The sequence below is a fragment of the Kitasatospora sp. MAP5-34 genome, assembly GCF_029894335.1.
In the GTDB taxonomy this organism is placed as follows: domain Bacteria; phylum Actinomycetota; class Actinomycetes; order Streptomycetales; family Streptomycetaceae; genus Kitasatospora.
The window spans coordinates 95394-109361 of record NZ_JARXZC010000011.1; the positions used below are offsets into that span (position 1 = coordinate 95394).

The window sequence follows — 13968 nt, forward strand, 5'->3', positions numbered from 1 at the left end:
CTCCTTGGTCCGGGTGCGGCCGGTGCCGATCGGCGTGACCGCGCAGCAAGGAGGCTAGTCATGAACCCGACAGCCGCGCCACGGTGTTGATCCCACATCAACCCGCACCGAGAAGTGTGAGCCGACGACATACTCCGGAGCGGTCCGGCGGTGGTCGGACGGGTGATCGGGCTGTGGCACGATGCATGGCGGACGGGGAACGAATCCGCAGAGAACTGGAGTGAGCCAGATGGTGTCCGAGAACTCGGAGCTGACCTTCCGTACGGCGGAGGCGGCCGACGTACCGGCGCTGGTGGCGCTGATCGAGTCCGCGTACCGGGGTGACGCGAGCCGGGCCGGCTGGACGACGGAGGCCGACCTGCTGGGCGGTCGCCGTACGGATGAGGAAGCCGTCGCCGAGGCCGTCGCCCGGCCCGACACCCTGCTGCTGATGGCCGAGCGGGCGGGGGAGCTGCTCGGCTGCTGCCTGCTGGAGCAGCGCGAGAAGGTCGCGTACTTCGGGATGTTCTCGGTCCGTCCCGAGCTTCAGGGCGGCGGCCTCGGACGGGCGGTGCTCGCCCACGCGGAGCGGGTCGCACGGGAGAGGTGGGGTGCGGCGGAGGTCGAGATGACGGTGATCGACCTGCGCGAGGACCTGATCGCCTGGTACGAGCGCCGGGGCTACCGGCGGACGGGCGACCACTCCCCGTTCCCGTACGGCGACGAGCGTTTCGGCGTCCCGCGCCGGCCGGACCTGCGTTTCGAACGGCTGACCAAGGCGCTCTGACCGGCCGCTGCCCCTACCCCTGGCTCAGTCCCCGTAGAGGCTGTGGCAGACCTTCGCCTGCTCCGATCCCGGAGCCCACTGCCCGAGCCGCTCGGCCTCCGCGCACACCTTCACCGCTGGGACCAGCTGTGTCGTCGAGCCGCCGCCGGTCTGCGGGGGAGCGGGGGCCGGGTTGGTGTGGTGGGTCCTGACAGGCCGGGGGCGGGTGGTCTGACGCGGGGTCGGCGCCTGGTCCGGGTCGTCGCCGGTACTCGCCGGTGCGGCGGAGGACGGCGCCGGTGCGGCGCTCGGTGCTGCCGAGGAGGGGGAGTCGGACACCCACGGGGACGGGGACGGGGACGCGGACTGGGACCGGGACGCGGACGGGGACGACGGCCCGGCGGACGCCGGGCTCGCGGACGGATCGGGCGGCGGCGCGCCGCCGTTCTCGCCGGAGGCTCCGCAGGTGGCCAGCAGCCCGCCCAGCACCAGGGCACCACCGAGCGCGGTCGCCGCCCAGGCCACCTTGCGGGCCCGGGTCCGCGCCGGACGCAGCGGGGTGACCGGCGGCTCCCAGGGTGTCGGCGGTGGTGGCGGTTGCTCCCACCCGTACTGCCACGGCGCCTGCCACTGCTCGTTCACGGTCGTCCTCCGCACACTCTCGTCGCCCGCGCGCATGGCGGGCTGCCGTGCTCAACGAGCCACGGCACCGGTGCGGAACGCCTCCGCACGGCCGTCAGGGCGTGCGCGCGACCCGCTCGCGCCACATGCTGAAGGACATGGACACCAACACGGACAGCAACCCGTCGGCGACCCCGCTGGTCGAGGTCGCCGAGTTCCGCACCGACAGCCGTTACCGCCTGGTGCACTTCGAGGGGACGGGCTGGGAGCCGCTCGCCCCCGAGGAGTTCGAGCCCCGGCTCAGACAGCTCTTCCCCGACCTCGATCCGCATGACCCCGTCCGGGTGCACTGGACCGACCGCCCGTGGGAGTGGCCCGCCTGGCACCCCGGTGAGGCCTGACGGAGGCTCCGACCCCTCAGGTCTCTCCGGCTTCGTCGGCGCGGGACCCGGCCTGGCAGTACGTCACGACGGGCGGGTCCAGCGCCGGGTGGAGCGGGAGTGGGTCGACGCGGCGGTGGCGGTGGCGGCCAGCAGGAGCCCCGCGATCAGCAGGGGCAGGGTGCGCGAGGAGTGCAGCGCGATCAGGCCGCCGACCAGGGCTCCGGCGAACATCGAGAGCACCGAGAGCGCGCGGCGGACGAACCTGCTGTCGGAGCCGCCCGCGAGGCGGCCGTCGGCGCTGATGCCGGTGATGGTCAGGGTGAGCACGGTGGTGGTGAAGTCCGGGACGGCCAGGCGGCGGGCTGCGGCGTTCTGAGTACCCATCGCGAGGGCGAGCAGAATGATGATCAGATCGCGACCTGTTCCCGTGAACGGGTCCGCCAGGCTCTCGCTGCAGACGTACGCGACCAGGACGAGCGCCGTCTCCAGCAAGGTGATCCCGAGCAGCAGCCTGGCGCGGTGGCCGGGGAACCGATTGCAAACCCTGCCGCCGAGCAGGGCACCCGCCGAGAACGCGAGCAGGGCCAGCAGCGACGCCTTGAGCGAGAAGGCGGGGGCTCCGGCGATCGAGAAGGCCGTGAAGACCACGTTGCCGGTCATGTTGGCGACGAAGACGTTGCCCAGGACGAGGTAACTGAAGGCGTCGACCATGCCGGTGACGACGGTGAGCGCCAGCAGCATCGGCTGCAGCGGGCCGTGGCGGTCGTCCGGGCCGGGGGCGAGGGTGGCCCACAGGTCGCGCAGCGGCGTGAAATGCAGTGGCGTGAAATGCGGTGGCGTGAATCGCGGCGGGCTGGTCACGGTGGCGCTCCGATCGGGAGGGGCGGTCCGGCTGGGCGCCCGGGCGTGTCTCATGATCCCCGGCGTCGGCGTCCGGCGGGGATCGTGAGACACGCCCTACGGCCAGAGCAGCCTGCGGCGCCAACTGCCGTCGTCCTGGCGGCGGTACGCCAGACGGACGTGCCGACGGTGCTGGTCACCCTGCCAGAACTCCACCTCCTCGGCGAGCACCGAGTAGCGGGTGTGGCCGGGCGCGGGGGTGGACGGGTCGCGTTCCCGCAGCGCCGCCGCTGACTCCCAGGCCCGCTCGAACTCCGCCGGGCCGGAGAGCGGCAGGCTCTGCCGGCCGACCAGCGTCGCGATGTGCGCGGCCGGGCTCAGCCCGCGTACGTCCGGCGCCGCCCACGCCAGATCCAGCGCCTCCACCCGCCCCCGCAGCCGGATCTGCCGTCCGAGGGCCGGCCAGTACGAGGTGAGCGCCGCCCACGGGGAGACCGCGAGCTGACGGCCCATCGGGCTGCGGGCGTCGGCCTGGAAGGACCACGCGCCACGCGCCACGTCGAGGTCGCGCAGGACCAGCATCCGGGCGTCCGGGTGGGAGTCCTCGCCGACGGTGCTGACCGTGACCACCTGCGCGTCGGGCACGTCCGCCGTCATCGCGCCGAGCAGCCATTCCACGTAGAGCGGCGCGGGCTCGGCCGGCGCCACCGCCGGATCGAACCCGGGCAGCTCACGAGCCATCGGCGGCCGCTCGCGAAGCAGCCGGCGGAGCTCCTCCACGGGTGATCCGTCCGGCCCGACACCTGTTGACCGCTGCGACACGTCCGCCTCCTACCGTCCGGGCCCGAGGCTATCGCGTTCAGCGCGCCCGGCCGTCCCGGCCGACACTCCGGGCGGCCGCCAGGCGAGGAACCGGACCACCACCACGGCGGCGACGATCAGGCTCACGTCGAACCCGTGGACCAGTACCACCTGCCGGGGCCAGTCGGTGGCCCGGCCGACGCGGTACCAGCGGTACCAGTTGTCCTGCGGCCACCACACGCCCAGCAACCAGGCGATCGAGATCAGGGTGCGGACCGTCAGACCGCGTGGACGGCCGTGGCGTTCGAGGACGCTCCGGCCGAGGACCAGGAAGGCGACGGCGGCACCGAAGCCCAGACACTCGAAGGCGTACAGCAGCCGGACCAGCCCCGCCCAGGGCGCCGGAACCCCCGAGAGGCTGGTGGAGCCGTACCGGAGGACATCGGTGAGGACCGCCGCGAGTGCCCCGAACAGGACGGTCAGGACCGCCCAGGTCACAGCGCCGGGCGGCTCCGCCGGCCGGGGGTTCACGGGCTGCGGCGCGGCGCGGGGCGCGGCGTGGGGAGTGCTGTGGGGAGCGTTGTGGCGGGCAGGGCGGGGTGTGGTGGGCGGCGCGGAGTGTGGGTGCGGGGGTGCGTACGGGTGCGGATGCGGGTGCGGGTGCGTTTGGCCGGGCGCGGTCGGCAGGGGGAGGCCGCGTCGGTCGAGTCTGCCCGCGCGGGTGCGGGGCAGGGCGGGCAGCGGGACGACGGTGCCGGGCACCAGGTTCGGCGGCAGCCGGTCGGCCAGGTACGAGCGCAACGTCCCCGGCTCGGTGGTCGCGTCGGCGGCGGGGACGACGTACGCGACCAGCCCGGATCGGTCGGGCGCGGTCTCGATCTCGGCGACCACGCTCTCCAGGACGAGGGGGTGGCCGCGCAGCACCGCCTCGAGCTCGGCCACCGCAGTGGCGCCCGTCGGGTCGGCGGTGTCCGGGCCGACGGCCCGTCCGACGAACTCCAGCAGCCCGTCCGGCCGCAGCCGTCCGATGTCGCCCGTGCGGTGGACCCGGCCGTCCGGGTCCAGCTCGGAGTGCTCGAAGCGCTCGGCGGTCAGCTCGGGCCGGCGCAGGTAGCCCCGGCCGAGGCCGGGCCCGGCGAGGCAGATCTCACCCGCCTCGCCGGGAGCCACCGGTCTGCCGCGCCGGTCGAGCAGATGGACCCGGGTGCCCGGGAACGGCCGCCCGATCAGCGAGATCCGCTCGGCCTGCTCCGGAGCGTCCAGCAGTGTGCTGCTGTCGAAGTAGGTACTGTCGACGGCGGCCTCGGCGACCCCGTACACGTTGAGGTGGCGGACCCCGGGGCCCAGGTAGCGCTGCAGCCGCAACTGTTCGTCGAGATACCACTTCTCCGCTCCCACGGAGAGCAGCCGGACCTTGCCCAACTCCAGCCCGAGCGGCAGGAGATGGGCGAACAGCCGGCGCAGGGTGTGGACGTTGGTCTCCAGCACGGTGACCCCCTCCCGGATCACCAGGTCGTGCAGCAGGGCGATCGGCGCGGCCTGGTCCGGGGTGAAGTCGCGGTCCGCCATCACCAGGGTCCCGCCGGTGCACAGCGCGCGGATCCATTCGGCGGTGAAGACGTCGGACTCCAGCGTCGCCGTCTGCAGGAACCGGTCGGCGGCCGAGAGTTGGTAGACGCGTCGCCAACCCCGGTAGGAGTGCAGCAGGTTGCCGTGTTCGATCAGCGCACCCTTGGGCAGGCCGGTCGACCCGGAGGTGTAGAACACGCAGGCCAGGTCGGATGGTTGGAGGTCCACGCCCAGCGGCGTGGGCGGGTGCGCGGCGATCGCACCGGCCAGCGTGTCGAGGCAGAGCACGGTACGCGCACTCGCGTCCGTGAGCCTGACCCGGTTCACCTCCTGGGTGATCACCATCGCGGGGTCGGAGTCGGAGAGCATATGACGGATCGTGTGGTCGGGCCCGCTCGGCTCCAACGGCACATACGCGGCGCCCGCCTTGAGTACCGCGAGCACCGCCGTCAGCAGCTCGGGCTCCCGTCCCAGCGCCACGGCGGCGACCGCACCCCGCCGCAGCCCGAGCTCGGCCAGATGCCGGGCCAGCCGGTTCGCCCGCGCCTCGAGCTCGCCGTACGTCAGCCGGACCGAGCCGCACACCAGCGCGGTCGTCCGGGGCGCGCTGCGGGCCTTCTCCTCGAACAGCTGGTGGACGCTCCGGGCCTCGCCGGACGGTTCGGCAGCGCTGCTCATGGACCCATCCCCTCCTGGTTCCCGCGACTCTCCCCGGAGGCACCCCTTGCACAGCCCACCCGCCCCCACTGACAGTGTGCGGCCAGTCGGCCTGGGTGATCCGCCTCCGTTCAGGGGGAGTTGAACATCTGCCACGGGCCCGGAGCACGGCCCTGCCGACGCGCCCGCCCCGGGACCGCCCTGCGAGCTGCCGGCTGCCCAGAACCACCGCGCACGCGCCGGCGTTCGGGGCGGCGGCGCGTGCGCGGTGGTCGGGGAGGTTGCCGAAGGGGGTTGGTCAGGCCGGGAGTTGGGCCTCGATGGCGGTGATGACCTCGTCGGCCTCGGGCTCGGTGCGGGGGCGGAAGCGGTCGGCGACGGTGCCGTCCGGGGCTATCAGGAACTTCTCGAAGTTCCAGGTCACGTCGCCCGCCGTGCCCTCGGCGTCCGTGGTCTTGGTCAGCTCGGCGTAGAGGGGGTGACGGTCGTCCCCGTTGACGTCGAGCTTCTCGAAGAGCGGGAACGAGACCCCGTACGTGGTCGAGCAGAAGGTCTGGATCTCCTCCGCGCTGCCCGGCTCCTGGCCCATGAACTGGTTGCAGGGGAAGCCGAGGACGCTGAAGCCGCGCTCGGCGTAGCGCTGCTGCAGCCGCTCGAGCCCGGAGTACTGCGGTGTCAGGCCGCACTTCGAGGCGACGTTGACGATGAGCAGGGCCTTGCCCTGGTAGTCGGCCAGCTTGGCGGGCTCGCCGGTCAGGGTGCTGAGCGGGATGTCGTACAGGCTCATGAAGGTTCCTTCGGGGTGGTGATCCGGCGGTGGGTCTCCCGCCGGAGCCGACAACCGTACGCGGGCCCCTGGTGTTCCCGATCGCGGGCCGGTCCCGTCGGTGCCTCCCGGTTCTTTGCCGAAGCTTTGTCAACTCATCGGGGGCGTAAGCCGTGTGACATGTGCAATGGTACAACGTCCGCCGACCGGACCGGCGGCAGCCGCCGCTTCCGCCGAACACCGAGAAGGGAATCCTTGTGGCCGCAGTACCCACGGGCGCACTGCCGCGCAGGGCGAAGCTGTTCGCCTCCGCGCTGCTCTCACTCGGGCTGGCGTTGACCGGAGTGTCCGGAACCGCCGCCGTCGCACAGGCTGCTGACGCCCAGTCAGCCATGGCCGCCTCCGCAGCCGACGCCCACCCGGCCTCGGCCGGCTGGGTGCAGACCCACGGCACCTGGGTGCAGATCCAGCCCGGCCACCCGCACGCCGCAGCCGCCGCCCGCCCGGCCGCCGCCCCGCAGTCCGCGCAGTCGTCGACCCTGCCGAAGCCGGGCGGGACGCAGCCCAATGCCGATCCGGCGCCTGGGCAGAACGTCGTCGTGGTCAACAACGGCCAGCCGGACATGACCTACCAGGGCAGCCAGGACTCCGTCGGGGTCACCTCGGGACCGCCCAAGGTCTACGTCATCTACTGGGGGTCGCAATGGGGTACCGCCGGGAAGGACGCGGACGGCAACACCACGCTCTCCAACGACCCGGACAACGCCGCGCCCTACCAGCAGTCCTTCTTCAAGGGCCTGGGTAGCAACGGCGACGCCTGGAGCGGCGTGATGACCCAGTACTGCGAGAACGTCGCCACCGGCAGTGCCAACTGCCCGGCGGGTGCCTCGCACGTGGGCTACCCGCAGAGCGGTGGCACGCTGGCCGGCGTCTGGGTGGACAACTCCACCGCCGCGCCCCAGCAGGCGACCGAGCCGCAGATCGCCGCCGAGACGGCAGCCGCCGCGAAGCACTTCGGGAACACCACCCAGGCACAGAACCGCAACGTGCAGTACGTGGTGACCACGGCGAAGGGCATGGACCCGGACAGCTGGCACGAGCTCAACACCTGGTGCGCCTGGCACACCTTCGAGCGCTCCAGCTACGGCACCCTGGCCTACACGATCATGCCGTACCTGACCGACTACAAGTACTGCGGCACCAACTGGATCAACCCCGGCCCGCGCGGACGCCTGGACGGCTGGTCGATCCTGGGCGGCCACGAGTACGCCGAGACGATCACCGACCAGAATGCGATGGGCGGCTGGATCGACCCGGCCGGCCAGGAGAACGGCGACAAGTGCGCCTGGATCACCCAGGGGACGCCCGGCGGCCTGTTCAACCTCCAGCTCGCCACCGGCGCCTTCGCCGTCCAGACCACCTGGTCCAACGACGAGCACACCTGCTCCGGATCCCATCCGGTGGTGGCGAACAAGCCGCTCGTGGTGAGCACGATGTGCGACCGCACCGCACCGCCCGGCAAGCCGGTCGAGCTGCCGGTGATCGCCTCCGACACGGCCTCGGCCAAGCTCAGGTACCGCGCCTCCGGCCTGCCGCGCGGCCTGAGCATCGACCCGCGCACCGGTGTGATCCGTGGCCGTACCCGGGACGGCGGCTACCACGACGTAACCGTCACCGTCCGTGACGACGCGGGCAACCAGGGGACGACCCGCTTCTGGTACGGGTTCTTCCCGACCGGCGAGTACGGCTGCCTGGGCATCGAGCAGATCGTCGACCCCGGCTTCGAGGTCCCGGTCGACGCCAAGGGCAACTACCCCGGCTGGTGGTCGCCGTCCTCGCCCGGCATCATCACCCAGTCCACCGCCCACCAGCCGCACTCGGGCGCGGGCTACGCCTGGCTCGGCCACAGCGCCGCACAGGACGACTCGCTCTCCCAGGGCGTCGAGACCACCCCCGGCTACACCCGGGCCTCGCTCTCCTTCTGGCTGCACGTCGACTCGGCCAACACCGCCGCGTCGGCGCAGGACACCCTCACGCTGGAGCTCGACGACCAGTACTCGGGCAAGCGGATAGCCGTGGTCAAGAGCTGGTCCAACCTGGACGCCACCAACGGGTACGTCCCGGTCTCGATCGACCTGACTCCTTATGTGGCAGCCGAGTTCGGCTCCACGGTGATCGTCAAGTTCACCTCGCACGAGGTCGGGTCCGCGCAGACCGCGTTCCTGCTGGACGACACCTCCTTCCACCTGAGCTGACGCCCGTTCGGCTCGACCGGCCCCACCGCACCAGCGACCCCGTCCCGGCTCCCCTGGGCGGGGTCGCTGCGGCTGCTGGCTCGTCGTCAGTGACCTGTGGTCAGTGGTCGGGCCCGGGCAGGGCGAGTGGGGGCAGGGTGGTGGCGCCGGCCGGGTTCTGCCGGGCCCACCGCACGAGGCCCCCGGCGTTGATCCGGTACGGCGGGTGCTGTTCGTAGGCGGCGAGGCCCTCCGCCGCACGGGCCAGCAGCGCGACGGCGCCGACGGTGTTGCCGCGGGCGGCGTGCGTGAGGCCGACCGCGAACTGCGCCAGGGCCCGCCAGAGCGGGCGCTCGGCCGCCGGGGCGGCCTTCCAGCTGTCCTCCAGGACCTCGTGGGCGTGGAACGGCCTGCCCGCGTCGAGGAGGCGCTGGGCCTCGGTGAGCGCTGCCTCGGGGGTGCGTTGTACGCCCTCGGGCTGCCGCATCTCGCCCTGCGTGCCGTACGGGAGGGGCCTGCCGAGGCCGTCGCGCGGGCGTCCGTTCCGGGCCCGGCCCGCCGCGTCGCGGTCCCGGCCCGGCTGTCGCACGACGGGACGGCGGGCCTGCCCGGCACCCGTACCGGCGTCCGCGTCCGTTCCTGTACCGGCGACCGTACCCGCGCCCCGGACGGCTCCGCAGCGTTCGCAGGCCGCCGGGGCCGGGTCGCCGAGGTGGCCGCCGCACTCATCGCAGACCTGGCCCAGCCGGCAGGCCGGCTCCCCACCCTGATACTCCGAATCGCCCATACCCCGATTGTCCACCGGCCGGGGTCGGGTCTGGGGTGGGGGGTGTACCAGGTGTCGAACGGGGGCGTGCAACGTGGGAGCGTGCGCTGCCGCAGCACCTCGCACTCCTGCGGATGCGCTGTTTGCGCGCAGCGGGCACGGCGTTGCGAACTCGCCGCAGCAGATCAGTCGGACACGATCTATTGAGGTCGGCGGGATCGGCGCAGTCGGTGGACTCGGCGTAGCCGTCGGCCCGCGCGGTCAACACCGGAACAGAAGAGACGAGCGAGCCTTGGCCATCAATCTCATGCAGACGGCGATCGATCCCGGCGCCCCGGCGGTGCCCCCGCAGCAGAACACCCCCGAGCAGCTGGAAGCGGCGCTGCAGGACACCCAGGGGAACATCCTCAAGAGCCACGGGCGGGACCACAGCTACCACCTCTTCATCACCTTCCTGACCGAGACCGAGCCGCAGAAGCTGGCCGCGAGGCAGTGGCTGGCCACCACTGCGGCCGGCCGGGTGACGTCCGCGTGGACGCAGTGGACGGAGACCGGCAACCGGGCCCAGGCGATCCGCGACGCCGGGAACCACACGTCCCTGGCCGACATGAACAACGTCCTGCTCGGGATCACCGGAACGTTCGTCAGCCTGCTCCTGTCGGCCGACGGTTACCAGGCGCTCGGGCTGGACGCCACGAAGATGCCCGAGGACCCGTCCTTCCTCGCCGGGGCGAAGCAGCGGGTGACGGAGCTGAACGATCCGCCGCCCAGCGAGTGGGAGGAGCCGTTCCAGGGCGATCTGCACGCGCTGCTCATCGTGGCCGACGACGACCCGACGCGACTCGACAGCGTCGTGGCGGGGATCACCGAGGAGCTGAAGCCGGTCGCGCAGCGGGTCTTCGCCCAGGCCGGTACGGCCATGCGGGTGGACGCCGACGGCAATCTGTCACCGGACGGCCAGGTCCACGAGCACTTCGGCTTCGCCGACGGCGTCAGCCAGCCGCTGTTCTTCGCCAAGGACATCGACACCGCGAGGAGCCGGACCGGGGGCATCGACAAGTACGACCCCAGCGTGCCGCTGGCCCAGGTGCTGCTGAAGGACCCGGGCGGTGGCGAGCACGGCTACGGCTCGTACTTCGTGTACCGCAAGCTCAAGCAGAACGTTCCGGGTTTCCGCGCCGGGGAGAGGGCGCTGGCGCTGGCGCTGACCCAGCAGAAGGATCCCAAGGCGACCGAGCCGACCGATGCGGACGTGGCGCTGGCCGGCGCGTACCTGGTGGGACGGTTCAAGGACGGCACCCCGGTGGTGGACCAGCAGGAGAACGGCCTGCGTACGCTGCCGAACAACTTCACCTACGACTCCGACGTGAACGGCGTGCGCTGCCCGTTGGCGGCGCACGTCCGCAAGGCCAACCCCCGTGGTGACAAGCAGCGCCAGTTCGGCGTGCCGGTGACCGAGGAGCGCTCCCGCCGGATCGCCCGCCGGGGGATCAGCTTCGGACCGGTGACCCTGGACCCGACGGACGCCGACGACGTCGGGCTGCTCTTCCTCTGCGCGCAGAGCAGCATCATCGACCAGTTCGAGTTCATCCAGGCCTTGTGGGCCAACAGCCAGGACTTCCTGCGGCCCCGGACCGGACTGGACCCGATCATCGGCGAGGCCGGGCCCGGCGAGCAGGCGGTCAACCAGCCCTGGCCCAAGGAGTACGGCTCCTGCAACCAGCTCGACTTCAGCACCAACCCGCCCACGGAGACCGACCCGTTCCTGCGCTCGGTCGCCCTCGAGTCGTGGGTGACCATGCGCGGCGGCGAGTACTTCTTCGCGCCGAGCCTGAGCTTCCTGACCAGCTGCGGGTAGCCCGCTCGGTTCCGCCTGTCCTGCATCTGACGCCCGGACCGGGCTGGTCAGGGGTGATTGCCTCAGGGGTGATGGGTGACGATTAGTTGACCGTTCGTTGGTCTGCGTGGGTATGTCATGTGACGTGTATTCGGACTACTGTTCGGTAGCTCCGTAGTGCAGCACACCCAACAGTCATCCACCCACCTCAGGACTGGCGATGAAGAAACTCGTCACCCGCACCCTGTCGGTCATGTCGGCGCTCTCCGCAGTGCTGGCCATGTCCACCGGCGGTGGCGCGTCCGCCCGGACCCTCACCTCACCCACCTCCCGCCCGGTGGCCAAGGCACCGAAGACCGGTGCGCAGCTCGCCGCGTCCTGGACCGGCCCGCTCAGCACCCGGGGTCGGTACATCGTCGACGCCAACGGCAACCGCTTCAAGCTGCAGTCCGGCAACTGGGAAGGAGTGCAGGGTACTTGGCTCGGCAGTGGCGATGCCAACGACCCGGCGAACAACGAGCACGGCGAACCCTCGTACAACCTGCCGCTGGGCCTGGACCGGGTGCCGATGGCGCAGATCATGGCCGGGTTCCACAGCCTCGGGATCAACAGCATCCGGCTGCCGTTCTCCGACGCGCTGATCCACAACACCACCCCGGTACCCGACGCCGCCGTGGCCGCCAACCCGCGGCTGCGCGGCGATACTCCGCTCCAGGTGTACGACGCGGCGGTGGCGGCGCTGACCGCTGACGGCTTCGCGGTCATCCTGAACAACCACACCACCACCGCGCGTTGGTGCTGCGGGCTGGACGGCAACGAGCGCTGGAACAGCGGCCAGAGCACCGACCAGTGGATCGCCGACTGGGTGTTCATGGTCCACCGCTACCAGGCCGACAAGCGGGTGGTCGGCGCGGACCTGCGCAACGAGGTCCGCCGGGACATCACCGATGACCCCAACTGGGGCTGGGGCGACGCCCACGACGAGAACGCCGCCTTCGAGGCGGCGGGCAACCAGATCCTGCAGGCCGACCCCGACCTGCTGGTCATCATGGAGGGCATCAACTGGCAGGGCATACCGCTGGCCGGCCTGCCGCACGGGCGGCCGATGCTGACCCCGGTCCAGAACCTCTCCAACACGCTGATCTCCTCGGACAAACTGGTGTACTCGGCGCACTTCTACGCCTACACCGGCCCGGCCAACAGTGGTGCGGGCAGTGGCCTGGGGGCCACCAACGACCCGCGCTACGAGGACTTCACGCCCGCGCAGCTCGCCCAGGTGGTCAGCCAGGAGGCGCTGTTCGTCACGCAGTCCGGGCAGCACTTCACGGCCCCGGTCTGGGTCAGCGAGTTCGGCGCGGCGGGCCGTGGCTCGACGGACGCCAAGGAGCAGGCCTGGTTCGACAACTTCACGGACCTGCTGGTCGCCAACGACACCGACTTCGCGATCTGGCCGCTGATCGGCTGGACCCAGAACGGCGCACCGCTGGACAACTGGGCCCTGCTCTCGTACGACTCCGCCGGCAACCGGCTGAGCGTCGACGACCCCGGCGACTGGCGGGCCGCCGACTGGAACAAGCTGGTCGGCGCACCGGGGTTGACCGGTCCGGTGGCGCGGTCCGACCGCTGGAACATGCTCAACCTCGACCACGCCGACTACGACGTCTCCGCGCGGATGCTCACGCTGCCCGACTGGGACTCGGGCGCCCGCAAGGGCAACTGCCCCGACACCGAACGGCTCACCGGCCTGGGCCGCAGCGACAGCCGTGGACTCTGTACGGACGCCGGCCGGCCGGCCAGGAGCGGCGCGGCGTACCTGACGGTCACCGACGAGCGCTACGTCACCGAAGGCGACTGGGCCTCCGGTTACAACAAACTGCAGTGCCCGGACAACTACTTCGCCGTCGGTTACAGCGTGCGCGGCAACGCGATGTCGTCCCTGCTCTGCGCGCCGGCGGCCGGGCCGTTGCCCACCACGGGTCACGACGTCTGGTTCGACCACGGGGACAGCCGGCCGAGCAGCGGAGGCTCGACCGCTAGCGACTGGGCTCCCGGCTACTACAAGGGGCAGTGCGCCGACAACGAGTACCTCGCGGGTGTCGCCTACACCTGGCGCTGGAACGACGGCGGGGTGCCGGACGCTCTGCTGTGCCGGCCGTTGAGCCCCTGACGGCGCGGGTCTGACGGGTGCAGGGGACTGCGGGAGGCTGGAGGTTGTTGCCTTCCGGTTCGCGCGGTTCCCCGCGCCCCTGGCCGTGGTTGCTCAGGTGCATATGATCCTACGGAGCAACGAAATGTTGTCCGCTTGTTCGGCGTGATATATCGTCGTCGATCATGGCACTCGACTCGACGACCCGCAGGGCCGGGCGGCAGGTGACCGCGCGTACGCGGCTGGCGGCTCTCGACGCCCGTCCCGAGCTGCGGAACGATGGCCGGCCGGCTTGGCAGCCCGCCGGACACCTGTGGGAGACCTCGGCATTGCTCGGCAAGGTGATGGACGCCTGCACCCGCCCGGCGGGCGACCTGCCGGAGGTCGGCCCGGACGAGTTGGGTGCGGCGCTCGGCCTGTTCGAGGAACTCCGGCTCCAGCTCGACCACTTGGAGTCCCAGGTGATCATCGAGGCGCGGCGCCGTGGCATGGACTGGCGGCAGATCGCCGACGAGCAGGGGTTGAACACCCCGCAGGCCGCCTCGCAGCGTTACCAGCGGCTGATGACCCGCCTCGAGGAGATCCGGCTGGGGGTGCGGTGAC

General features: G+C 71.7%; 12 protein-coding genes. 6 read left to right on the top strand and 6 right to left on the bottom strand.

The window, feature by feature from the left end; translation table 11 throughout:
- The first annotated feature begins 229 nt into the window (after positions 1-229).
- Positions 230-766: a GNAT family N-acetyltransferase gene (locus tag P3T29_RS12545; protein ID WP_280716457.1), complete on the top strand. Its 537-nt coding sequence runs from the start codon at positions 230-232 to the stop codon at positions 764-766.
- Positions 767-790: 24 nt separating this feature from the next.
- Here the strand turns inward: P3T29_RS12545 and P3T29_RS12550 are convergent, their stop codons facing one another.
- Positions 791-1387 carry a hypothetical protein gene (locus P3T29_RS12550; RefSeq protein ID WP_280716458.1) on the bottom strand — a complete coding sequence of 199 codons (597 nt, stop codon included), beginning with the start codon at positions 1385-1387 and terminating at the stop codon, positions 791-793.
- Between the two features lie 137 nt (positions 1388-1524).
- Between P3T29_RS12550 and P3T29_RS12555 the strand changes: the two genes are divergently transcribed.
- Positions 1525-1767 carry a hypothetical protein gene (locus tag P3T29_RS12555; RefSeq protein ID WP_280716459.1) on the top strand — a complete coding sequence of 81 codons (243 nt, stop codon included), beginning with the start codon at positions 1525-1527 and terminating at the stop codon, positions 1765-1767.
- Positions 1768-1830: 63 nt separating this feature from the next.
- On the opposite strand, the gene P3T29_RS12560 is transcribed toward P3T29_RS12555, so the two are convergent.
- From P3T29_RS12560 to P3T29_RS12575, 4 genes are all read right to left on the bottom strand, one after another.
- Positions 1831-2610 carry a YoaK family protein gene (locus P3T29_RS12560; protein ID WP_280716460.1) on the bottom strand — a complete coding sequence of 260 codons (780 nt, stop codon included), beginning with the start codon at positions 2608-2610 and terminating at the stop codon, positions 1831-1833.
- 96 nt (positions 2611-2706) lie between these two features.
- Entirely contained in the window at positions 2707-3369 is a 663-nt protein-coding gene (locus tag P3T29_RS12565) for a pyridoxine 5'-phosphate oxidase C-terminal domain-containing protein (RefSeq protein WP_280716461.1), read from the bottom strand.
- A gap of 51 nt (positions 3370-3420) precedes the next feature.
- Positions 3421-5637 carry an amino acid adenylation domain-containing protein gene (locus P3T29_RS12570; protein ID WP_280716462.1) on the bottom strand — a complete coding sequence of 739 codons (2217 nt, stop codon included), beginning with the start codon at positions 5635-5637 and terminating at the stop codon, positions 3421-3423.
- Positions 5638-5914: 277 nt separating this feature from the next.
- Complete coding sequence (locus tag P3T29_RS12575; RefSeq protein WP_280716463.1) at positions 5915-6403, bottom strand: glutathione peroxidase; 489 nt, start codon at positions 6401-6403, stop codon at positions 5915-5917.
- 236 nt (positions 6404-6639) lie between these two features.
- On the opposite strand from P3T29_RS12575, the gene P3T29_RS12580 reads away from it, so the two are divergent.
- On the top strand, positions 6640-8637 hold the full coding sequence (locus P3T29_RS12580; protein ID WP_280716464.1) for an Ig domain-containing protein: 1998 nt from the start codon (positions 6640-6642) through the stop codon (positions 8635-8637).
- A 100-nt stretch (positions 8638-8737) separates the two neighbouring features.
- Here P3T29_RS12580 and P3T29_RS12585 read toward each other — a convergent pair whose 3' ends face one another.
- Positions 8738-9403 (bottom strand): DUF309 domain-containing protein, encoded by a 666-nt coding sequence (locus P3T29_RS12585; RefSeq protein ID WP_280716465.1) that lies wholly within the window; start codon positions 9401-9403, stop codon positions 8738-8740.
- 271 nt (positions 9404-9674) lie between these two features.
- Between P3T29_RS12585 and P3T29_RS12590 the strand changes: the two genes are divergently transcribed.
- The 3 genes from P3T29_RS12590 to P3T29_RS12600 all read left to right on the top strand — a co-directional run bounded on the left by P3T29_RS12590 (position 9675) and on the right by P3T29_RS12600 (position 13967).
- Complete coding sequence (locus P3T29_RS12590; protein WP_280716466.1) at positions 9675-11240, top strand: Dyp-type peroxidase; 1566 nt, start codon at positions 9675-9677, stop codon at positions 11238-11240.
- Positions 11241-11439: 199 nt separating this feature from the next.
- Complete coding sequence (locus tag P3T29_RS12595; RefSeq protein ID WP_280716467.1) at positions 11440-13386, top strand: cellulase family glycosylhydrolase; 1947 nt, start codon at positions 11440-11442, stop codon at positions 13384-13386.
- Positions 13387-13550: 164 nt separating this feature from the next.
- The gene (locus P3T29_RS12600) at positions 13551-13967 is read left to right on the top strand and encodes a hypothetical protein (protein WP_280716468.1); all 417 of its coding nucleotides are present in this window, start codon (positions 13551-13553) and stop codon (positions 13965-13967) included.
- Position 13968 lies beyond the last annotated feature (1 nt).